Source organism: Vreelandella azerica (assembly GCF_013112225.1).
GTDB lineage: Bacteria > Pseudomonadota > Gammaproteobacteria > Pseudomonadales > Halomonadaceae > Vreelandella > Vreelandella azerica.
This window is the reverse complement of record NZ_JABFHI010000006.1, coordinates 110,527-129,050: the sequence shown is the minus strand read 5'-3', so window position 1 is coordinate 129,050 and position 18,524 is coordinate 110,527. Positions and strand designations below refer to the sequence as shown.

Here is an 18,524-nt window from a genome sequence, read left to right as displayed (position 1 = left end):
GGCTTGCTGGCGCTATCCTAGGCTTTGCTGGCGCATAAGTGCGAGCTGTTCTCAACAACTCCCTTTCGGCCCTATGCCTCTCAGATGGCCCTGTCTGGCTCTATCAGACGATGCAGGGCATAGCAGTACGGTACGGGTCAAGGGCTGGTCGCCAAGCAGAGGGCAGCACAGGAGGTAGACGGGCAGGCTATCAGCGCCAGCAGGGCAGGAACAGATGCAGGCGAACAGATGCAAGGTGCAAAATCCTGTAAGAAATCCTGTGTAGGTATCTTCGCTTTCTGAATGTACTCTCTTCCCCGTTGCCCTAGGCTCAATGAAAGCAAAGGGGGGCATTGCTAGTCGGTCTTGCTAGTTGGCCTGCATCCCTTGGCATCTATCCTAGCCAGCCCACCCTTGCTGTCACTTACTAGCCTTGTACCTCAAGGAAGTCCAGCCTCCTTGCTTCCAGTGGAATACCAACTTAGTAGACTCGAAATCAACTACCACCCTGGAGAAGCATTCTCGCATCTTGGTATTGATAAGCGTCTTGTCCTCTGGGGTATTTAGCACAACAGTTCTTAGGCTCTCTGCACGATGTCTTGCTAGCTCAGTGCCTAGCATGCTCCGCTGCTGGTACAAGTCAGCAATGCTCGCCTTGAGTTCATCTAGCTCCGATCTACGCTTAGCAAGCCTATCCTGCAAGAAGGGTATACCCTTGGCATTAGGTGGCATCTCTCCTTGCTCTATCACTTCCAGCATCCTATCAATGCTTTTCTCTTTCAGCTTTAGCTCCAGCTTTGCATCTTCTATCTGTGCATCAAGCGAGTCATCACCAGAAGGACAGGCATCAATTAGCCTGTTTATCTTGCTGTAAATCATTGGCTCAACACGGTCATAGCGAACAGCATTGTACTTACAGCCTGCTCCCTGCTTTGCTCTCTGGCAGACAAGGTAAACCCAACCTTTCGCCTTATTCTTAGTCACCCTAGCCATGGTGCTGGCACATAGTGGGCAGACGGACAGGCCGCCCAGTACATTCTCTACTTGGCTCTTGGAGTGCCTACCTCTCCTTGGTGCCTTGCTGGATTGCAGGGCTTGGAAATCCTCATAGGTCTCCTTGTCGATGACAGCAGGGTAATAGCCCTCAATAGGATCACAGGCTTCCCTGTCAGTCTTCCTCTCTGGCCTGCTGGTGAAGGGTGTTAAGGTGCCATAAGTCGCTGGGTTATTCAGAATCTTGTTTATGTAGCTAGTGTGCCAGTATTGGCCTCGCCCAAATACTTGGACTCCCTCTGTGTTCAGGGTCTCAGAGATTGATTTCTTGCCTACTCCATCTAGCGCCATCTTATAGATCCGGCGGACTACCTCTCCCCTTTCTGGAATGATCTCAAAGGAAACTCCATCTCCAGCAGGCCGGAGCCATTGAGGGCCGCGAGATGTCAGCCGGACAGGCTCTCCAGATGCTATTTTCTTTCGCTTCTCTTGCCAGACAGAACGAAGGCGGTAAGCCTTGGTTGCCGACTCTTCATGCGCACGCTGAAAGATCAGGATAGCCATGATGAAGGCCACAGGGTCACTGTCTAGGCTGTTGGCATCGTAAGCCTTGCCATCGAACAGGGTGACTACCGTTATTCCCATGTCGCAGATGTCGCCTAGCAGGCTAGATGCCTTCCTAGCAGACTGCCGGGAAATCCTGTCCAGAGACTCAACCAATAGGTAAGAGCCAGATGGGATTGCTCCATCTTCTACAGCCCTCATAAACAAGCGTAGAGATCCGGTCTCTTGGTTTCGTCCTTGGTAAGCAGAGATGCCGAAGTCCTCAAAACTGTGTTCATCCAGCTCCAGCCCGTGCCGCTCTGCGTACTCTTGGGCTAGATGTGACTGCCTTCGGTTGCTATCGCCCCGCATCTGTTCAGGGGTAGAGAAACGAAGGTAGCTGTACGCCTTTGGCCTTTGCTGCTGGTTCTCCATGTCTCTGGCTCTCACTGTCTGTATCCGTTTAGAAGCGCCAGCATAGCTTGTGGGTCTTTAATAACACAACCTGTTGTTTGCTGGCCCACCCGGCACTGGCAAGACCATGCTGGCCAGCCGCCTGCCCGGCATTCTGCCCCCGCTTTCCGACGACGATGCCCTGGCCGTGGCGGCGGTACGCTCCGTCTGCGGCATGGCGCTGGATGAACATTGGGGGCAACGCCCGTTCCGCCAACCGCATCATAGCGCCAGCGCGGCGGCCCTGGTCGGCGGTGGCTCAAAACCCAAGCCCGGCGAAATTTCCCTCGCCCACAAGGGCGTGCTGTTTCTTGATGAGCTGCCGGAGTTTTCCCGCCATGTGCTGGAGGTACTTCGTCAGCCACTGGAAACTGGGGAAATACATCTGTCCCGCGCCAACCATGAACGCCGATATCCTGCCCAGTTTCAATTGGTTGCCGCCATGAACCCTTGCCCCTGCGGGCATTTGGGTGACCCGCGCCAGCGCTGCCAGTGCACCGCCTCACAGATCCAGCGCTATCAGGCGCGGCTTTCAGGCCCGCTTTTGGATCGTATCGACCTTCAGGTAGAAGTCCCCGCCCTTCCGCCGGAGCAGCTCACTGCCCAGACCGAAGGGGAACCCTCCGCCGCGGTGCGCCAACGGGTAATGGCCGCCCGTGAACGCCAGATGGCAAGAGGCGCGCTCAACAGCCAGCTCAGCGGTAAGGCTTTGGAAGCCGCCTGCGACCTCAACGATGAAGAACGCGCCTGGCTGGCTGGTGTGCTGGAGAAGCTCAAGCTCTCCGCCCGCGCCTACCATCGGGTACTGCGAGTCGCACTAACCCTGGCGGATCTGCAAGGAGAACCCAAACCCACCCAACCGCACCTGATCGAAGCCATCGGCTACCGCCAGTTGGATAGGTTGTTGAAGGGAGGATGAAATGGAAAATAGCATGATATAACGCCAAGCGTTATACTTATCAAAGTGATGCCATCAGGGAAAAGGCATGATTAAAAGCTTCAAGGATCGTCAAACAGCATTGATCGCTGAAGGGAATGTATCGCGCAAGCTGCCACATACTATGCAACGCAATGCGCTGAAAAAATTACGCCAGCTTGATGATCTGCGTATTCCGCCCGGCAATCGCTTGGAGTCATTGTCTGGCGATCGCGAAGGTCAATATAGCATCCGCATCAATGACCAATGGCGTTTGTGCTTTTGTTTCAGTAACGGCGATGCTTATGATGTCGAAATTATTGATTATCACTGAACAGGAGACCGACCATGGCCAAACTGCCTAACATCCATCCTGGCGAAATTTTATATGAAGATTTTATGCAGCCCATGGGGCTGAGTAAAAATGCATTAGCCAGCAAAATGGGCGTGCCCGCCACGCGTATCGGTGAGGTCACACTGGGTCGTCGCGCGATTACCGCTGACACTGATTTACGCTTGGCGCGTGTTCTTGGCACTAGCGAAGGCTATTGGCTACGCTTGCAAAATGCCTACGATCTGGAAGAAGCTCGTCGCCATCTAGTGGCCTAAACCCACCCAGCTACACTTGACTGAAGCCATTGGCGACCGCTAGCTGGATGGTTTGTTGTCGATAGGTTATTGAAGGGGAGGGTAAAGGTTTAGCGCAGCGCGTTGACCGCCTCGATCACCCGCTGGCAAAGGGCATCAAGCTGTTCGGCCTGTGCCGACTCCTTGAACGCGCCGTTATCGTCGAAGGCATTGCCTGCGCCGGGCAGCGTCATGGCTGGTGGAATAACTACCAAATTGAGGTTATGCATCAGTTGCTGAACACCGGCCATGGCGCGAATGCCGCCCAGGCCACCCGGTGAGGCACCCAGCAGACCGGCTGGTTTGCCAGCAAACAGGGCAAGCCCCGGCGTGTTGTCATCAGGGCGCGACAGCCAATCCAGAGTGTTTTTCAGCAGTGGCGTGATAAAGCCATTGTACTCAGGGGAAGAAATGACCAAACCATCGTGTTCAGCCAGCATCTCACGCAGTTTGACCACGTTTTCCGGCATACCCTGCGCTTCAATATCTTCATCAAACAAAGGGCAAGGGTAATCCTTCAGATCGATAAAGGTTGCTTCACCGCCCAATGCCTCAATGCGCTTGGCCGCCAGTTGAGCAAAGCACTTGTTAAGCGAACCTGTGCGTGCGCTGCCTGCAAATACCAGTATTTTTTTAGCCATGTGCATCTCCTTTTGATGTTCAGCGTTCAGAGGAAAGTAAAAAAGTTATACATGGAAACGATACCCAAGGTAGCAAATATAACTTCTGTTAACATCCTTTCAGCTTAACTGATCGATAAAGCGATCCAGCCGCTCAAACAGTTCATGGCGAATCGGCTCTGCCTCATTGACCAAATGGTGGCGCGCCTCCGGGTGGCGATGAATCTCCGCCTGGGGAAATTTTTCCGCCAGTACCGTCAAATTCCACTCCCAGTCGACCGTGAGATCCTGTTCGCCCTGCAGAATCAGCGTAGGCACCGAGACCGGCGGATAGGCCAACAGCTGTGGCATCCAGCGGCGCATGGCGCTGACCCAGCCAACGTTGATCTTGTCAGGTTGCAGCGGGTCTTGTTCACGCAGGAAAAGCGCAAAGGCCTCATCGGTTGAGTTGGCACGATATTTACGCGGGATCTCCTTGATAAAGGGGCTGACCACACGATGCACCCAGCTGGACTGCGTCCATCCCCAGGGCCTTACCAACGGCGCCAACAGCACCAGGCCAGCCCAAGGCGACGAGTTGCCGTGGGTGAGCGCATCGGTGGCCAGAATCGCCGCACCTGTGCTTTGGCCGATACCTAGCCAGGGCACTGGCGCCAAGGATTCTGCCTGCAGCCGAGCTTGTAAGGCGCTCAGACAATACTGATACTCCTTGAAGTCATCAATCGCTGCCCTGGGGCCGCTGGAAAGCCCATGACCCGGCAGATCCCACAGCACTACTCGCCAGTTTTTTGCCAGCAGGCGTTCAAGCAGATGGCGATAAAGCCCTAGATGGTCAAAATAACCGTGAACCACAAAGGCCGTACCCGAAGGTTCGGGCGGGCTCCACACCTGGCACCAGAGAGAAAAGTGCCCAGCATCGATAAAACCGGCGTGAACCAGGCTGGTATCGGCCAGCAAGGTTTCCAGCCCGTAGTGGGCGAAGTAGTCCTCAAGCGCCTGGGCCAAGGCACTGCCCGGATGCAAGGGCTTGAGCGAGGCTTCATCCGGTGAGCCGGAGAAAATCCCTGCAAGATGTTGAAAATCCTCTAAGTGCATGCTCACTCTCCTTGCCGAGCCGCTGCGGGTCTAACATGAAAATATAATCTTTTGGTCGAGCATGACAGGGCTTTAACGGCTATGCTGTTTACACGACAGCGCATTTATGGAATTATTTTCCAAAATTGTAGTATGTTACTCAAAATCCTATTGACCTGCGTGGCCAGCGTTTGCTTTCTGCTCGCCGCGCTTACCTGACAGACAGGAGAATTTCCATGAGCGAGCGTATCACGCATCACCGTTTACAGGTGGCCGCTGACCTGGACCGTTTCATCAATGAGCAGGCCCTGCCGGGCACGGGCGTCGATGCCGATGCCTTCTGGGCAGGCGTGGATGCCCTCTTCCATGATCTGACCCCCAAAAACCGTGCATTGCTCGAAAAGCGCGATGCACTTCAGGAAAAACTCGATGCCTGGCACCGTGAAAACCCAGGCCCGGTGAGCGATATGCCCGCTTACCGCAGCTTCCTGAAGAAAATCGGTTACCTGGCCCAGGCGCCAGCCAATGTCAAAACCACGACCGCCAATGTTGACTGTGAAATTGCCGTTCAGGCAGGCCCGCAGCTGGTCGTGCCGGTCAGCAACGCCCGCTATGCCCTGAATGCCGCCAACGCTCGCTGGGGCAGCCTTTATGATGCTCTTTACGGCACCGACGTCATTTCTGAAGACGATGGCGCCGAAAAAGGCACCAGCTTCAATCCCAAGCGTGGCGCCAAGGTAATTGCCTACGCGCGCGGCGTGCTTGACCGTGCCGCTCCCCTGGCCACCGGTTCACACCGCGATGCCGTCAAGTATGCCATCCGTGATGAGCATCTGGTGGTCACCCTTGAAGGCGGTCGCGAAACCGGCCTCAAGGATGCAGGCAAGCTGATCGGCTTCACCGGCGATGCTGCCAAGCCTGATGCCATCCTGCTGGCCAACAACGGCCTGCATGTAGAAATCCAGATCGACGCTGAGCACCCCATCGGCAAGACCGACCCCGCCCATGTCAAGGATGTCGTGGTTGAAGCTGCCCTGACCACCATCATGGATTGCGAAGACTCGGTCGCCGCCGTGGATTCTGAAGACAAGGTCGGTGTTTACACCAACTGGCTTGGCCTGATGAAGGGTGACCTGCAGGAAAAGATCGAGAAAGGTGGCAAGACCTTTACCCGCGATCTGCATGCCGACCGCAGCTGGCAGACCACCGATGGCAACACCGTCACGCTGCCCGGCCGTTCGCTGATGTTTGTGCGTAACGTGGGCCATTTGATGACCACACCGGCGATTCTGGATGCCGACGGCAATGAGCTGCCGGAAGGTATTCTGGATGCAGTAATGACCTCGCTGCTGGCCCTGCATGACCTGAAAAAGGCGCTGACCAGCCGCGCAACTCGCGCAGCGGCTCGGTCTACATCGTCAAGCCCAAGATGCACGGCCCGGAAGAAGTGGCCTTTGCCAATGAACTGTTTGGCCGCGTAGAAGACATCCTCGGCATGAGCCGTGACACCCTCAAGATGGGTATCATGGATGAAGAGCGGCGTACCACGGTTAACCTGAAAGCCTGTATTGCACAGGCGGCGTCTCGGGTGGTGTTTATCAACACCGGCTTCCTCGATCGTACCGGTGACGAAATGCACACCGCCATGCAGGCTGGCCCCATGGTGCGCAAGGGTGATATGAAAGGTGCCGCCTGGATTCAGGCCTACGAGAAGAACAACGTTCAGGTCGGCTTGGCCTGCGGCCTACGTGGCCGCGCCCAGATCGGCAAGGGCATGTGGGCCATGCCGGATCTGATGCACAACATGCTGGAGCAGAAAATCGGCCACCCCAAGGCCGGTGCCAACACCGCCTGGGTTCCCTCCCCCACAGCGGCCACCCTGCATGCCCTGCATTATCATCAGGTTAACGTCACTGATATCCAGCGCGAGCTGGAAGCCCAGGGCGAGCCGGATTACCTGGACGACCTGCTGACCGTACCGGTGGCCGAAAACCCCAACTGGTCAGACGAGGAAATCCAGCAGGAACTGGACAACAACTGCCAGGGTATCCTGGGCTATGTAGTGCGCTGGGTAGAACATGGCGTTGGCTGCTCAAAAGTGCCGGATATCCACAACGTTGGCCTGATGGAAGACCGCGCGACTCTGCGTATTTCCAGCCAGCACATCGCCAACTGGCTGCACCATGGTATTGTCGATGGGCCGCGGGTTGAAGAAACCCTGAAGCGCATGGCCAAGGTGGTGGATGAGCAGAATGCCGGTGACCCGACCTACACCGCCATGAGCGCTGACTTTGCGGAATCCACCGCATTCAAGGCCGCCTCAGACCTGATCTTCAAGGGTCTGGTCCAGCCGTCTGGCTACACGGAGCCGTTGCTGCATGAATGGCGCCAGGTACACAAAGCCAAGTAAGCCCTGACAGCCTGGCCAAAACGCCACTGATCTCAACGCCCCAGGCTCGCACCTTGGGGCGTTTTTATTTATGCTTGGATGACGTTGACGTTAACTGCTTTTAAAGATTCAACACCTTCCCATGATGATTGATCACCCAAGGAAAACAATAATGACCGTGATGACTGCCGAGCAGATAGAAGCGTTTCTGGATGAGGTGTTTCCACAGCGCATGGGGCGCACTGAAAGCGTCGGTGACATGTGCGCGACCCTGCGCCTGGCCATTGATGATCAGCATCTGCGCCCTGGCCCACGGGTATCCGGGCCGACCATGATGGGGTTTGCCGATGTGGCGCTCTACGTAGCCATCCTCGCCCAGATCGGCCCTGAGCCCATGGCAGTGACCAGTGATTTGAACTGCCACTTCCTGCGCGCAGCCTCCGGCGAACATGACATTGTGGCCCACGCCCGTCTGATCAAGCTTGGCCGCCGCCTGGCCGTCGGTGAAGTGCAGATTTTCTCGGTCAGCGATGACACTCGGCCCGTCGCCCACATTACAGCGAGCTATGCGCTGCCAGACAAACCTTCACGGGAACAAGCTGTCTGACTGACCACAGCATCCAACCGGGAGTGACGACATGGCCAAGCTGACGCGACGACAACTTCTAGGGGGCGGTGCCGCCCTGCTGGCCTTGCCCTGGCTGAATAATCAAGGGTGGGCGCAGGATAACACCCTGGGCAAGGTCGCTGATCAGGCCCGGCGCCTGGAACAGCTTCATGCCCTGGTGATTCGCCGCCAGGGAGAGCCCGTGTTGGCTGAGGCGTTTCGCGGCCCAGCCGTGACGCAGCCAGCCAATATCAAATCGGTTTCCAAGACGCTACTTGCGCTACTGATCGGTATCGCCATCGACAAAGGGGTTCTGCAAAGCCCCGACCAGCGGATCATGCCGCTGCTCGACCGCCCCTGGTCGGGGATGCCCGCGACACCCTGACCATCGGCCATCTGCTCAGCATGCAGACCGGCCTTGAAAGCACCTCGGGCGCTAATTATGGCGCCTGGATAGCCAGTTCAGACTGGATTGACTATGCGCTGACCCGGCCGCTGGTGGATGAGCCCGGCGGACGTTTCATTTACTCTACCGGCAGCTGGCACCTGTTAGGCGCTATCCTCACCCGAGCCAGCGACAAAAGCCTGCACCAGCTGGCCAACGACTGGCTTGGCAGCCCGCTGGATATTTCCATTCCACCTTGGGTGGCCGACCCTCAGGGCTACTACATGGGCGGCAATGAAATGGCTCTCAGCCCGCTGGGGTTAGCCAATATCGGTGATATGGTGCTGGATCATGGCCGCGTCGAGGGGCGCCAAATTGTCAGCAAGACCTGGATTGAGACTTCCTGGCAGCCTCGGGGTCGCTCACGTTTTTCAGGTGATCAATACGGTTACGGGTGGTTTCTCACCCGCTTGCTGGCCAGCAGGCCGCCTACGCCCGCGGCTATGGCGGCCAGATGCTGGTAGTGGTTCCCGACAAGCAGCTCTCCATCGCCATCACCTCAGACCCGACACGACCCGCCCGCAGCGGCGGCTTTTTCGATGATTTACGCACGCTGGTGACGCGGATCGTCAGCCTCGCGTAAGCGCCACCACGCCCAGCGTCAGCCAACCGCTGATCAGGAGCACACCGCCTATCGGCGTGACGATGCCAAGGCTCAACCCTGCCAGTGCCATCAGGTACAGCGAGCCGGAGAAGCACAGCATGCCCAGCGCCCACAGCGCCATCACCCAACGCTGGCCGGCCATCGGCTGCACATGGCGCCATACCAGCACAACCATGATAGCCAGGGTGTGCCAGGCCTGGTAGCGTACCCCGGTTTCCACGGCGCTGACCAGCTCAGCGCTGACCCTGGCACTCAGGCCGTGGGCGGCGTAGGCGCCGAGTGCGACCATCAGCGCACCAGAAAGCGCCACACCGCACCAGGCCCAGCGATTAATTGGCTGCATACTGCGTTCTCCTGTTTTCTGATGTGAGGGGTTGGCGGTTTTATACCCGCTTTTAAGGCTGCCTGACATCGGCTAAACCGTTACAATGAGCCCTCTTAGGCTTTCCCTTGATACTCACTAGCTGGCAAGCAGGCTCTCCATGACAATGATCCATATCCGCCTGAATGGCGACCCTCATCCTCTGGAAGCAGGCACGCACCTCGTCCAATTGATTGAACAGCTTGGCCTGACGGGGCGACGCATTGCCGTCGAAATCAACGAAGAAATTGTCCCTAAAAGCCAGCATGCCCAGACGCCATTGGCCGAGGGCGATCAGGTAGAGGTTGTTCACGCCATCGGCGGCGGCTAGCACATCCGCCTTACGTTTTTGCTTTCACAAGGAACCGCTATGACGCCATTGACTGACACCCCTTGACCGTTGCCGGGCGCGAATTCAGCTCCCGCCTGCTGGTGGGCACCGGCAAATACAAGGATTTTGATGAAACCGGCGCCGCCATTGCCGAAAGCGGCGCGGACGTGGTGACCTTTGCCGTGCGCCGCACCAACCTGGGGCAGGATGCAGAGGCGCCCAACCTGCTGGATGCCGTGTCACCCCAGCGCTACACCCTGTTGCCCAACACCGCCGGCTGCTATACCGCCAAGGATGCCGTGCGCACCTGCCGCCTGGCGCGCGAACTGCTGGATGGCCATAACCTGGTCAAACTTGAGGTGCTGGGTGACGATCATACGCTCTACCCCAATGTGGTTGAGACACTGAAAGCCGCAGAGACACTGTTGGCCGATGGTTTTGATGTCATGGTGTACACCAGCGATGATCCTATTGTGGCACGCGAGCTGGAAGCCATGGGCTGCTGCGCCATCATGCCGCTGGGCTCGCTGATTGGCTCAGGCCATGGCATCCAGAACCCCCATAACGTGCGCCTGATTGTCGAGCAAAGCAGCGTTCCCGTCCTGGTGGATGCCGGTATCGGCACGGCGTCGGATGCGGCCATGGCCATGGAGCTTGGCTGCGATGGCGTGCTGCTGAATACCGCCATTGCCCATGCCCGTGACCCTTTACGCATGGCCCGGGCCATGAAGCTGGCCGTTGAAGCAGGCCGCGATGCCTTTTTGGCAGGGCGTATGCCACGTCGCCAAAACGCCGACCCTTCTTCCCCCTTTGCTGGGCGTATCAATAGCTGAACGCTTGACTCAAGAGACACTGATGACTGACTCCCAACACCCCACTAATACCACGACAGGCCCAGAAGATGCCGATGCGCCGCTGCATCGTCGTGGCATCAAAAGCTATGTGATTCGCGCTGGCCGCATGACACCGGCACAGACCCGTGGTCTCGAGGTTGTCTGGCCGCGCCTGGGGCTGACGATTGCTGATGGACGCCAAGATCTGGATGCCCTCTTCGGGCGCCAGGCTCCCAGAGTGGTTGAAATTGGCTTTGGCATGGGCAATTCACTGATTGAGCAGGCCGAACGCCATCCTGATACCGATTTTATTGGCATAGAAGTCCACGCGCCCGGGGTGGGCAAACTGCTGGATGAAGCTGATAAACGCGGGCTGACCAACCTGTGCGTTTATCGGGAAGATGCCCTGGCGGTGCTGGAGCAGTGTATTCCCGAGGCCAGCCTGACCACGGTGCAGCTGTTCTTCCCCGACCCCTGGCCAAAGAAAAAGCACCACAAACGGCGGATTGTGCAGCCTGCCTTTGTTGAGCTGATTCGCACCCGCCTGAAGCCCGGCGGCACCTTTCATATGGCCACCGACTGGGAAGCCTACGCCGAATGGATGGCCGAGGTGATGCAGGCCGCGCCCGGCTATGCCAGTACCGCCAGCCAGGAGACAGCGCCTTATGTGCCGCGCCCAACGTTTCGCCCGCTCACCAAGTTTGAAGCCCGCGGTGAAAAGCTCGGCCACGGCGTCTGGGATCTGATTTATCGCCGGGAAGATGAAACCTGCTGAATCAGTTCAAACGCCAGCATCAGGATTGATCAATCACCCTCCTGTGCAGCTCGCTGCTATCGTTTTCAAAGGCGTCAATAGTGTATAAAAAAAAAGCCGCCCCAATAGGAGCGGCAAAAAGACCGTGACTAGCAATGAGAGGGAGAAACCACGACAGGTAATAAGGTGATGGTACGTTACCTAGTGGATGTCATGGTGTCAGCGACTCATCAAACGCTGACAGCCATAATATAATCATTCTCATTTACTGCGTCAACATTAATACGAATCTTTTTTATTTACTTTTTGCAGAGCACCTTTAACCCATTAACAGCTGAAGCCATAGTGGCAACGTCAGCATTGCCAGTAACGTCTGCCCGGTAATGATGGCTGCCATTAGTTCAGCATCTCCCCAGCTGGCGCGCCAGAATATAAGCAGACGTGGCCGTGGGCAGTGCCGCGAAAAGTAAGGCAACATCACGGGTAACGTGATCTAGCCCAAGCAGCCAGGCCATAGCAAGCACCAGTGCCGGTAGCAGCAACAGCTTGACGCTAGTACTGACCACTACCCCTCTATCCAGGCGCAACAATGCTGCTGGACGCAGCGCCACCCCGACAGCCACCAGGCCCAGGGGCAGGGCCGCGCGCCCCAAGAGCGTCACCGTATCCTGGCTCCAGCCAGGCAGGCCGATACCGCTAAGGTTCAACCCGATTCCTACCAGACAAGCCAGGATCAAAGGGTTTTGTGCCAGGGCAGCAATACTCTTGCGCATGCTGGCCTTGCCCAGCGTGCCTGCCGCTACAAAGCTGGCTACGCACATGACGTTGATCACCGGCACCATCAAGGCGACTGCCACCGCTGCTGTGGTCGCACCGGCACTGCCATGTAGGGCCGCAGCCCCCGCCACCCCCACATAGGTGTTGAAGCGCAAGGCACCTTGAAATACCGAGGTAAATGCCGCTGCATCCAAGTGTAACCAACCGCGCATGGCCCACAGCAGAAGCGCCAACACGCTCAAGGTGCCGCAGGGTAAGAGCCAGGCGGCCAATCGGTACAGAGGCCACATCGGCGGTGGCCAGGGTGCTGACCAGCATGGCAGGAAACAGGACGAAGTAGATCAACTTTTCCAGCTGTGGCCAGAAGTCAACGCTTGGCCAGCGCCGGTAGCCAAACAAGGCACCCAGCAAGATGAGAAGAAACAAAGGGCCCAGTGCCCCGACAATACTTCCACCCTCTGCCATGACTCTCTCCTAACCTGCGACATCCCAGCACAGTGATATCGTGCCAATTGCTGTTACTATCTTTATTCAAGACAACCTTTTTCGTGATGGCTGTGCATTGTGTGCCATTTATGCAGGCCAACCACTTGTTTCCGGCTTACGTCACCATGGTTCTGTCATGAACACTTCCACCCAAACGGCGCGTGCTGGACGTTTTCCAGTGCTTCAAGTGCTTATCCTGGTCACCGGTATCGCCTTGGCAGCCCTCAGCTGGTACGGTTTTTCTTACTGGTTACGCAGCGATGGCGACGTTACCTGGTATCCGCCCTCCGATACCTGCGATCTGCATACCGAGACCTGCTCAGCCAAACTGGGAGACAAGGGCTCGCTCACGCTTGCGGTAGATGCCGACGGTCGCATCGAGTCACTGGAAATTCTTCCCTTGACCGTTACTACTCAGGGGATGGACGTCAGCGCTGCTGAAGTTGATTTTATTGGCCGTAACATGGACATGGGTATTAACCGCTTTCCATTATCTGTCACTCGGACTGGCCACTTTCACGGCCAGGGGCAATTGAGTGTGTGTACATTATCTGTCATGCCGTGGCGCGCCCGAGTGATTGTCGATACCCCTGATGGCCGCCTGGGCACCTGGTTCGATTTTGATGTTATCCGGAGCTGATCCTATGTCATCCCTTGTTTCTCGCCGCTTCCCCCTTCTGGTCAGTCTTGGCCTGCTTGCACTTCTTGTCACGGCTGCCGGTGCCTTCGCACTCAACCACTATTTTTCCAGCCAGAATCAGCAGCCGACCAGCGGGCTACCCGGCGGCCCCATTGAACTGGCGTCTACCCGTGGCGATTTTTCTCTGACCCAGCTGGACGATAATCAGGTTGCCATTGTTACCTTTGGCTACACCTATTGTCCGGATGTGTGCCCGATGAACCAGGCCGTCAAAAAGCAGGCTCTGGCTGAACTGACCCCACAGCAGCGCGAACGTATTGTACCGCTGATGATCTCTGTCGACCCAGAGCGCGACAGCCTGGAGCGGCTGGCGGAGTACACTGGCTTTTTCGGTGAACGTTTTATCGGCGCCACCGGCACACAGCAACAGCTTGAAGAACTGGCCAGCCGCTATGGTGTGATCTGGCGGCGGGTTGAAGCAGAAAATTCGGCGATGGGCTACACCATCGACCACAGCTCATCGCTTTATGTGGTCGACCGTGAAGGCAACATCCTTGAGCGCGTACTGTATTCATCCAGCCCGGAAGGGCTGGTAACCGCGTTAAGAACCGCGCTCGATAGTTAAGTCATTCATTGTCATCAGCATCACTGGATGACTGCAGACGGGTCAGCATTGCCATCAAAGCGCTGACCTGAGTCCCCTGTCGGGTATCATGCAGAGGGTTAAGCTGCCAGCTGCTTTCTGCAAAGCCCCACCAGTCCCAGCAGCCCTGCGGATTCGCCAGGGTGCTTTCGGCCTGCGGGTAGAGAACAATCCGGCGGTGCTGGTCAGCCCATTCATTCAGGCCGGTTCCCTGCACAAAGGTCTCGCCAATCTGCTCGGCATTCATCTGGCAGCCATGCAGGGCAAGGGTGACCTCACAGCTCCCGTCGTCACAGCCTTCCGGCTGGTAGACATAGCCGTTATCTGCCAGCCCTTTGGCATCGAAATCGCTCTGGTCAAAGCGGATCAACTCACCCTCGGCAGCAGACGTTGCAGCGGGTGCCGAGTCGGGATGCAGCCAGTCAAGCATATCGGCGGCAATATCTTCATCACAGGCCAGCAAGTGGCTACCACCACCTGTTTGGCAATCACCCAGCGGTTGAGATAGCTGCGTGTTGCCCGCCAAGGATACCGGCCAGCCGTGCCCAGCCTGGGCGCTACGCGCCACCTTCAGCTGATCATCGCTGGCCAACCACTGTTGCAGCTGCTCAGCCAGCAGATCGCCCAGCATCGGTTCCACCACCGCATCATTTTCACCATGCCAGACGTAAGCCCGTAGAGTACTGCGGGCGGTTTCGCTACCCACCTGATCCTGTTCGCGGTAATTGGCCCAACGGGTATTTAGCGCCTCAAGGGATGGCGCCCCCGGCGCGTCATCATGCACTGGTTAAGCGCCAGGCTGAGCGAACCCTGGGAACAGCTCCAGGGCCCTGCTGCCAATATGCCTACCCCGGCAAACCGCTCGGGCCAGGCCACCGCCAGCTGCAGTGCCATATAACCACCAGACGACACACCGACCACGCTAGCGCCCGTTTCAGCAGCACTCAGCGACGGCAATGTGCCCGGTGGAGCCTCTTCTTCCTGAGCAGCGGCAGGCAAGACGTAGACAAGTACAGCCCCCAACAGCAACCGTGCTGCTGCAGAGTGACGATGACCAGTGGTTTTCAACATGCAGGGTTACTCGACATCCAGAAGTTCAACACGGAAAGTCAGCACGGCATTCGGGCCGATTGGGCCCTGGCCACGTTCACCATAGGCAAGGTCAGCAGGAATGTAGAGCATCCAGGTATCACCTACGCTCATCAACTGCAGCGCTTCCTGCCAGCCCTCAATCACCTGGGTAACACCGAAGCTGACCGGCTCACCACGCTCAAAGGAGCTGTCGAACACAGTGCCATCCAGCAACATGCCTTCGTAGTGCACCTCAACCGTATCTTCTGCGCTTGGTGACACGCCATCACCAGACTCCAGTACTTCATACTGCAGGCCGGAGTCTGTCACCATCACTTCCTCGCGTTCGGCATTCTCGGCCAAAAGGCTTCGCCTTCCGCCAGGTTTTCAGCGGCCATGGCGCCGGCCTGCGCTTCGCGTTCGGCCATTGCCTGTTCCTGGAAACTGGCCAGCGCCTGAGCCATTTCCTCTTCGCTCAACGCCAGCTCATTACCTTCAAACACATCACGAATGCCGTCCGTCAGGCTATCCACATTCAATTCAGCAATATCGGCCTGCATGCTTTCGCCCAAGGTAACCCCCAGACTGTAGGCCAGGCGCTCTTCATCGGTTTCCGGTGCGGCAGCAGCAAAGGGGGCCACCAGCAAGGTGCTCAGCAGGGCAGTCGAAAAAAACGTTTTCATGGTGTTCCTTACATCAGTGGTAAAAGATCGTCGATCAAATATCTTTACAGAAAACCGTTAAAGCAAGTCTTTGAAGACGGCCTTTGAGGTGGCCTTTGAGATAGTTTTTAAGGTGGTCTTTAAGACAGCTTTTAAAAACAGTTATTAAAGCGTAACACCCGCCGCCTCAGGGTGCATCTTCCTGAAACGACGGGTGCTCACTACGACAATAATCAATGCTGAAAGTTGGGGCCTCTAGACGACCAGAGTCGGGCAATGTGCCGCACCGGCAACCCGCTGTGAAACGCTCCCTAACAGCAGATTCTTCTCACCATTGGTACCTTGGGCGCCAATCACGATCAGATCACATTCCCGCTTGCGGGCAAAGCGCACAATCGTCCGCGAAGGGCGCCCGCCCTTGACAAAGGCCCGTACCAGACTGCTATCCACGCCCAGCTCTATGGCATGAGATTTAGCATGTACAGCAATTTCTGTGGCGTATTCTTTCAAGGCATCATCCGGAATATCCAGCTTGTTGGGGCGCACCATGGAAAGCGACGCCTCCAACAGACTGTGATGCTTGAAAACACACAGAAAATACAGTTCGGCACCGGTCAGCCTGTGCAGACCCACCGCTTTTTCCAACGCCTTCAGGGCGCCCTTGGAGCCGTCTACCGGGATGAGTATACGGTTGAACATCAACCTGTCTCCTTGTGGCGGTTTAACAACTTAGCGGAAAGCAACATCACGCAGGAACAGTGCAATCTGAGGGAACATGATCAACAGCACCGCTGCCAGGATCAGCATGAAAATAAACGGAGGTGTGCCCTTTATGACTTCAAGGTATGGCCGTTTGAAAATCGCAATCGCAGTAAAGATGTCACACCCGAAGGGCGGTGTCGCCGAGCCTATCGCCACCTGTAAGGTAATCAATATACCCACCAGCACCGGATCAAGGCCGGTCGCTTCAATGGCCGGTGTGAAAATAGGCGTCAGCACCAGAATAACCACGATAGGGTCAACGAACATGCAGGCCACAAAGAAGGCAATACAGATGGCAATCAATACGCCAGTGGGCCCTGCTTCATTCACCCCGACAGCTTCAAGAATTGCCTGCGGTATCTGGGCAAAGGAAATAATCCAGGAGAAGCCGTTACCGACCGCCACCAGAATGAAGACGACCGCCGTAATCAGGCCAGTCGATTTAGCGATCGCATAGATGTCGTTCATCTTGAGCGAACGGAACACCACGAATTCCAGCAAGACGGCATAAAGCACGCAGGCCGCGGCCGCTTCTGTCGGGCTGAAAATACCGCCGTAGATACCCCCCACAATGATGACGGGGAAACCCAAAGGCCAAAGCGCCATCTGAACTGCCTTGGCGCGGTCACGCCAGGTGCATTTGGGCTCGGTGGGCACTTTCTTGATGATGGCATAGGTCACACAATAGGCAGAGAACATCAACAGAATCAACAGGCCCGGCCCGATACCTGCGATAAACAGCTCACCAATAGAGGTGCCGGAAATAACCCCATAAATGATCATGCCGATACTCGGCGGAATCAAAAAGGCAATATCACTGGAATTGATGATCAAGGCCAGAGTAAAGGGGTCTGAATAACCGGCTTTCAGCATCTTGGGCCGCAGCGGTGAGCCCACCGCCACCACCGTCGCCTGGGTAGAACCGGACACGGCCCCAAACAGGGTACAGGAAGCCGCTGTACTGACGGCCAGGCCACCTTTGATGGCCAATAAACGACATCACCATTTCAATCAAGCGATTAGCTGACTGGCCTCGGGTCATGATATCTGCCGCCAGGATAAACATCGGCACCGCAATCAGCGATGCCGGGCGAATGCCCGCCATCATCTGCTGAATCAGAGTTTCCATCTGACCGAAGCCATTAAACATCATGTAAAAACCGATGACTGCTGCGGTAACCAGTGGGATCATCATGGGAAAGCCGAGCAATAGCAGGCTTATCATGGTGACGACCATTATCGTTGTCATAGTAGTTCCCCTTAGGCGCTAAGGCAGGTGCTCAGACATATGATCTAAGCATCAAACCTCAGTTTCCGTGTCTTTATAACCATCCACCACACCGGTCGAAAGATAGACATCCCGCGTAGTGAAGTTCTTGATAGCCGTCAACAAATACTGAATACCGGTAATTAGGAAACCCATTGGCACCCAAATATAGATAATCCAGATTGGCAACTGTAAAGAGGGCAGCACACGTCCCTTGCTATATAAGTCGATGATGTAAACCAGCGAATAATAAAATAGGAAAAACATCACCACAGAAGTAAACAACGCAATAAAGATCATCAGCACCTTACGCCCACCAACGGGTAACGCATCGTAAATTGCCGACATGCGGATATGACGCCCATGGCGTGCGGCATAACCAATGCCCGCAAAGGTGATCATGATAATCAGAATGCGGTTCAGCTCGCCTGAAAACATAATACTGTTGCCAAACACGAAGCGGGCAATAACATTGGTCACCGTGTTCAGTGCCATCAAAAGCACACCTACTGCCAGAATGGCGGCTTCCAGCTTACTGATTAACGTATCAATTACCCCAAGGAACCCCGGCAGCCCGGAGCGATAATTTTTTTCAGCTTCTTCTTCAGTCATCGCCAGACTCCTTATCATCACGCTATTTTCAATACGTTTGCGTGAACTAAAAGGGGCAGCCAGTGCTGCCCCTTT

General features: G+C 56.2%; 19 protein-coding genes and 5 pseudogenes. 13 read left to right on the top strand and 11 right to left on the bottom strand.

Features of this window, described 5'->3' with window-relative positions:
• Window positions 1-399: 399 nt before the first annotated feature.
• Window positions 400-1,950 (bottom strand): recombinase family protein, encoded by a 1,551-nt coding sequence (locus HLB35_RS14065; protein ID WP_171703056.1) that lies wholly within the window; start codon window positions 1,948-1,950, stop codon window positions 400-402.
• 64 nt (window positions 1,951-2,014) lie between these two features.
• Here HLB35_RS14065 and HLB35_RS14060 point away from each other — a divergent pair.
• The 3 genes and pseudogenes from HLB35_RS14060 to HLB35_RS14050 form a co-directional block, all read left to right on the top strand.
• Window positions 2,015-2,887 (top strand): annotated as a pseudogene (locus tag HLB35_RS14060) (YifB family Mg chelatase-like AAA ATPase); the annotation flags it as partial.
• A gap of 67 nt (window positions 2,888-2,954) precedes the next feature.
• A complete protein-coding gene (locus tag HLB35_RS14055) occupies window positions 2,955-3,218 on the top strand; it encodes a type II toxin-antitoxin system RelE/ParE family toxin (RefSeq protein ID WP_171703055.1) in 264 nt (87 codons plus the stop codon).
• A 14-nt stretch (window positions 3,219-3,232) separates the two neighbouring features.
• Window positions 3,233-3,493 carry a HigA family addiction module antitoxin gene (locus HLB35_RS14050; protein ID WP_171703054.1) on the top strand — a complete coding sequence of 87 codons (261 nt, stop codon included), beginning with the start codon at window positions 3,233-3,235 and terminating at the stop codon, window positions 3,491-3,493.
• 89 nt (window positions 3,494-3,582) lie between these two features.
• Here the strand turns inward: HLB35_RS14050 and HLB35_RS14045 are convergent, their stop codons facing one another.
• The gene (locus tag HLB35_RS14045; RefSeq protein WP_235937230.1) at window positions 3,583-4,152 is read right to left on the bottom strand and encodes an NADPH-dependent FMN reductase; all 570 of its coding nucleotides are present in this window, start codon (window positions 4,150-4,152) and stop codon (window positions 3,583-3,585) included.
• Between the two features lie 99 nt (window positions 4,153-4,251).
• The gene (locus HLB35_RS14040; RefSeq protein WP_171703052.1) at window positions 4,252-5,226 is read right to left on the bottom strand and encodes an alpha/beta hydrolase; all 975 of its coding nucleotides are present in this window, start codon (window positions 5,224-5,226) and stop codon (window positions 4,252-4,254) included.
• 215 nt (window positions 5,227-5,441) lie between these two features.
• On the opposite strand from HLB35_RS14040, the pseudogene HLB35_RS14035 reads away from it, so the two are divergent.
• The 5 genes and pseudogenes from HLB35_RS14035 to HLB35_RS17930 all read left to right on the top strand — a co-directional run bounded on the left by HLB35_RS14035 (window position 5,442) and on the right by HLB35_RS17930 (window position 9,229).
• A pseudogene (locus HLB35_RS14035) lies at window positions 5,442-7,615 on the top strand (malate synthase G).
• 151 nt (window positions 7,616-7,766) lie between these two features.
• Window positions 7,767-8,201, top strand: a complete 435-nt coding sequence (locus tag HLB35_RS14030) for a PaaI family thioesterase (RefSeq protein ID WP_171703051.1) — start codon at window positions 7,767-7,769, stop codon at window positions 8,199-8,201.
• A gap of 31 nt (window positions 8,202-8,232) precedes the next feature.
• Entirely contained in the window at window positions 8,233-8,586 is a 354-nt protein-coding gene (locus tag HLB35_RS16620) for a hypothetical protein (RefSeq protein WP_216601564.1), read from the top strand.
• A 20-nt stretch (window positions 8,587-8,606) separates the two neighbouring features.
• Complete coding sequence (locus tag HLB35_RS16615) at window positions 8,607-9,110, top strand: serine hydrolase domain-containing protein (RefSeq protein WP_235937229.1); 504 nt, start codon at window positions 8,607-8,609, stop codon at window positions 9,108-9,110.
• Window positions 9,101-9,229, top strand: coding sequence for a hypothetical protein (locus HLB35_RS17930; RefSeq protein WP_268895927.1), 129 nt, complete (start codon window positions 9,101-9,103; stop codon window positions 9,227-9,229). Before HLB35_RS16615 ends, HLB35_RS17930 begins: the two co-directional genes overlap by 10 nt.
• On the opposite strand, the gene HLB35_RS14020 is transcribed toward HLB35_RS17930, so the two are convergent.
• On the bottom strand, window positions 9,216-9,593 hold the full coding sequence (locus tag HLB35_RS14020) for a DUF423 domain-containing protein (protein ID WP_171703050.1): 378 nt from the start codon (window positions 9,591-9,593) through the stop codon (window positions 9,216-9,218). The genes HLB35_RS17930 and HLB35_RS14020 overlap by 14 nt on opposite strands.
• Window positions 9,594-9,732: 139 nt before the next feature.
• Between HLB35_RS14020 and thiS the strand changes: the two genes are divergently transcribed.
• From thiS to trmB, 3 genes are all read left to right on the top strand, one after another.
• Window positions 9,733-9,942: a sulfur carrier protein ThiS gene (thiS, locus tag HLB35_RS14015; protein ID WP_422822463.1), complete on the top strand. Its 210-nt coding sequence runs from the start codon at window positions 9,733-9,735 to the stop codon at window positions 9,940-9,942.
• 62 nt (window positions 9,943-10,004) lie between these two features.
• On the top strand, window positions 10,005-10,775 hold the full coding sequence (locus tag HLB35_RS14010; RefSeq protein WP_171703049.1) for a thiazole synthase: 771 nt from the start codon (window positions 10,005-10,007) through the stop codon (window positions 10,773-10,775).
• Between the two features lie 22 nt (window positions 10,776-10,797).
• Entirely contained in the window at window positions 10,798-11,550 is a 753-nt protein-coding gene (gene trmB / locus HLB35_RS14005; protein WP_171703048.1) for a tRNA (guanosine(46)-N7)-methyltransferase TrmB, read from the top strand.
• A gap of 298 nt (window positions 11,551-11,848) precedes the next feature.
• Here the strand turns inward: trmB and HLB35_RS14000 are convergent.
• A pseudogene (locus HLB35_RS14000) lies at window positions 11,849-12,771 on the bottom strand (AEC family transporter).
• A 157-nt stretch (window positions 12,772-12,928) separates the two neighbouring features.
• Here HLB35_RS14000 and HLB35_RS13995 point away from each other — a divergent pair.
• Both HLB35_RS13995 and HLB35_RS13990 read left to right on the top strand, forming a co-directional pair.
• Window positions 12,929-13,432, top strand: coding sequence for a hypothetical protein (locus HLB35_RS13995; protein WP_171703047.1), 504 nt, complete (start codon window positions 12,929-12,931; stop codon window positions 13,430-13,432).
• A 4-nt stretch (window positions 13,433-13,436) separates the two neighbouring features.
• On the top strand, window positions 13,437-14,057 hold the full coding sequence (locus tag HLB35_RS13990; protein WP_171703046.1) for an SCO family protein: 621 nt from the start codon (window positions 13,437-13,439) through the stop codon (window positions 14,055-14,057).
• 1 nt (window position 14,058) lies between these two features.
• Here HLB35_RS13990 and HLB35_RS13985 read toward each other — a convergent pair whose 3' ends face one another.
• The 6 genes and pseudogenes from HLB35_RS13985 to HLB35_RS13965 form a co-directional block, all read right to left on the bottom strand.
• Window positions 14,059-14,859: a PHB depolymerase family esterase gene (locus HLB35_RS13985; RefSeq protein ID WP_328732015.1), complete on the bottom strand. Its 801-nt coding sequence runs from the start codon at window positions 14,857-14,859 to the stop codon at window positions 14,059-14,061.
• Window positions 14,817-15,146 carry an alpha/beta hydrolase-fold protein gene (locus HLB35_RS18570; protein ID WP_328732013.1) on the bottom strand — a complete coding sequence of 110 codons (330 nt, stop codon included), beginning with the start codon at window positions 15,144-15,146 and terminating at the stop codon, window positions 14,817-14,819. Before HLB35_RS18570 ends, HLB35_RS13985 begins: the two co-directional genes overlap by 43 nt.
• Window positions 15,147-15,152: 6 nt before the next feature.
• Window positions 15,153-15,829: pseudogene (locus HLB35_RS13980) on the bottom strand (FKBP-type peptidyl-prolyl cis-trans isomerase).
• Window positions 15,830-16,063: 234 nt separating this feature from the next.
• Entirely contained in the window at window positions 16,064-16,507 is a 444-nt protein-coding gene (locus HLB35_RS13975) for a universal stress protein (RefSeq protein WP_171703045.1), read from the bottom strand.
• Window positions 16,508-16,537: 30 nt separating this feature from the next.
• A pseudogene (locus HLB35_RS13970) lies at window positions 16,538-17,819 on the bottom strand (TRAP transporter large permease).
• A gap of 51 nt (window positions 17,820-17,870) precedes the next feature.
• Window positions 17,871-18,449 (bottom strand): TRAP transporter small permease, encoded by a 579-nt coding sequence (locus HLB35_RS13965; protein ID WP_171703044.1) that lies wholly within the window; start codon window positions 18,447-18,449, stop codon window positions 17,871-17,873.
• Window positions 18,450-18,524 lie beyond the last annotated feature (75 nt).

What these genes read in the sequence shown, in the direction of transcription:
- thiS (WP_422822463.1), top strand. Translation starts at nt 9,733, where the DNA reads ATGACAATGATCCATATCCGCCTGAATGGCGACCCTCATCCTCTGGAA.
- HLB35_RS14045 (WP_235937230.1), bottom strand. Translation starts at nt 4,152, where the DNA reads ATGGCTAAAAAAATACTGGTATTTGCAGGCAGCGCACGCACAGGTTCG.
- HLB35_RS13965 (WP_171703044.1), bottom strand. Translation starts at nt 18,449, where the DNA reads ATGACTGAAGAAGAAGCTGAAAAAAATTATCGCTCCGGGCTGCCGGGG.
- HLB35_RS17930 (WP_268895927.1), top strand. Translation starts at nt 9,101, where the DNA reads ATGCTGGTAGTGGTTCCCGACAAGCAGCTCTCCATCGCCATCACCTCA.
- HLB35_RS16620 (WP_216601564.1), top strand. Translation starts at nt 8,233, where the DNA reads ATGGCCAAGCTGACGCGACGACAACTTCTAGGGGGCGGTGCCGCCCTG.
- HLB35_RS18570 (WP_328732013.1), bottom strand. Translation starts at nt 15,146, where the DNA reads ATGTTGAAAACCACTGGTCATCGTCACTCTGCAGCAGCACGGTTGCTG.
- HLB35_RS14065 (WP_171703056.1), bottom strand. Translation starts at nt 1,950, where the DNA reads ATGGAGAACCAGCAGCAAAGGCCAAAGGCGTACAGCTACCTTCGTTTC.
- HLB35_RS14040 (WP_171703052.1), bottom strand. Translation starts at nt 5,226, where the DNA reads ATGCACTTAGAGGATTTTCAACATCTTGCAGGGATTTTCTCCGGCTCA.
- HLB35_RS13975 (WP_171703045.1), bottom strand. Translation starts at nt 16,507, where the DNA reads ATGTTCAACCGTATACTCATCCCGGTAGACGGCTCCAAGGGCGCCCTG.
- HLB35_RS14055 (WP_171703055.1), top strand. Translation starts at nt 2,955, where the DNA reads ATGATTAAAAGCTTCAAGGATCGTCAAACAGCATTGATCGCTGAAGGG.
- HLB35_RS14030 (WP_171703051.1), top strand. Translation starts at nt 7,767, where the DNA reads ATGACCGTGATGACTGCCGAGCAGATAGAAGCGTTTCTGGATGAGGTG.
- HLB35_RS13995 (WP_171703047.1), top strand. Translation starts at nt 12,929, where the DNA reads ATGAACACTTCCACCCAAACGGCGCGTGCTGGACGTTTTCCAGTGCTT.
- HLB35_RS16615 (WP_235937229.1), top strand. Translation starts at nt 8,607, where the DNA reads ATGCAGACCGGCCTTGAAAGCACCTCGGGCGCTAATTATGGCGCCTGG.
- HLB35_RS14020 (WP_171703050.1), bottom strand. Translation starts at nt 9,593, where the DNA reads ATGCAGCCAATTAATCGCTGGGCCTGGTGCGGTGTGGCGCTTTCTGGT.
- HLB35_RS14050 (WP_171703054.1), top strand. Translation starts at nt 3,233, where the DNA reads ATGGCCAAACTGCCTAACATCCATCCTGGCGAAATTTTATATGAAGAT.
- trmB (WP_171703048.1), top strand. Translation starts at nt 10,798, where the DNA reads ATGACTGACTCCCAACACCCCACTAATACCACGACAGGCCCAGAAGAT.
- HLB35_RS13990 (WP_171703046.1), top strand. Translation starts at nt 13,437, where the DNA reads ATGTCATCCCTTGTTTCTCGCCGCTTCCCCCTTCTGGTCAGTCTTGGC.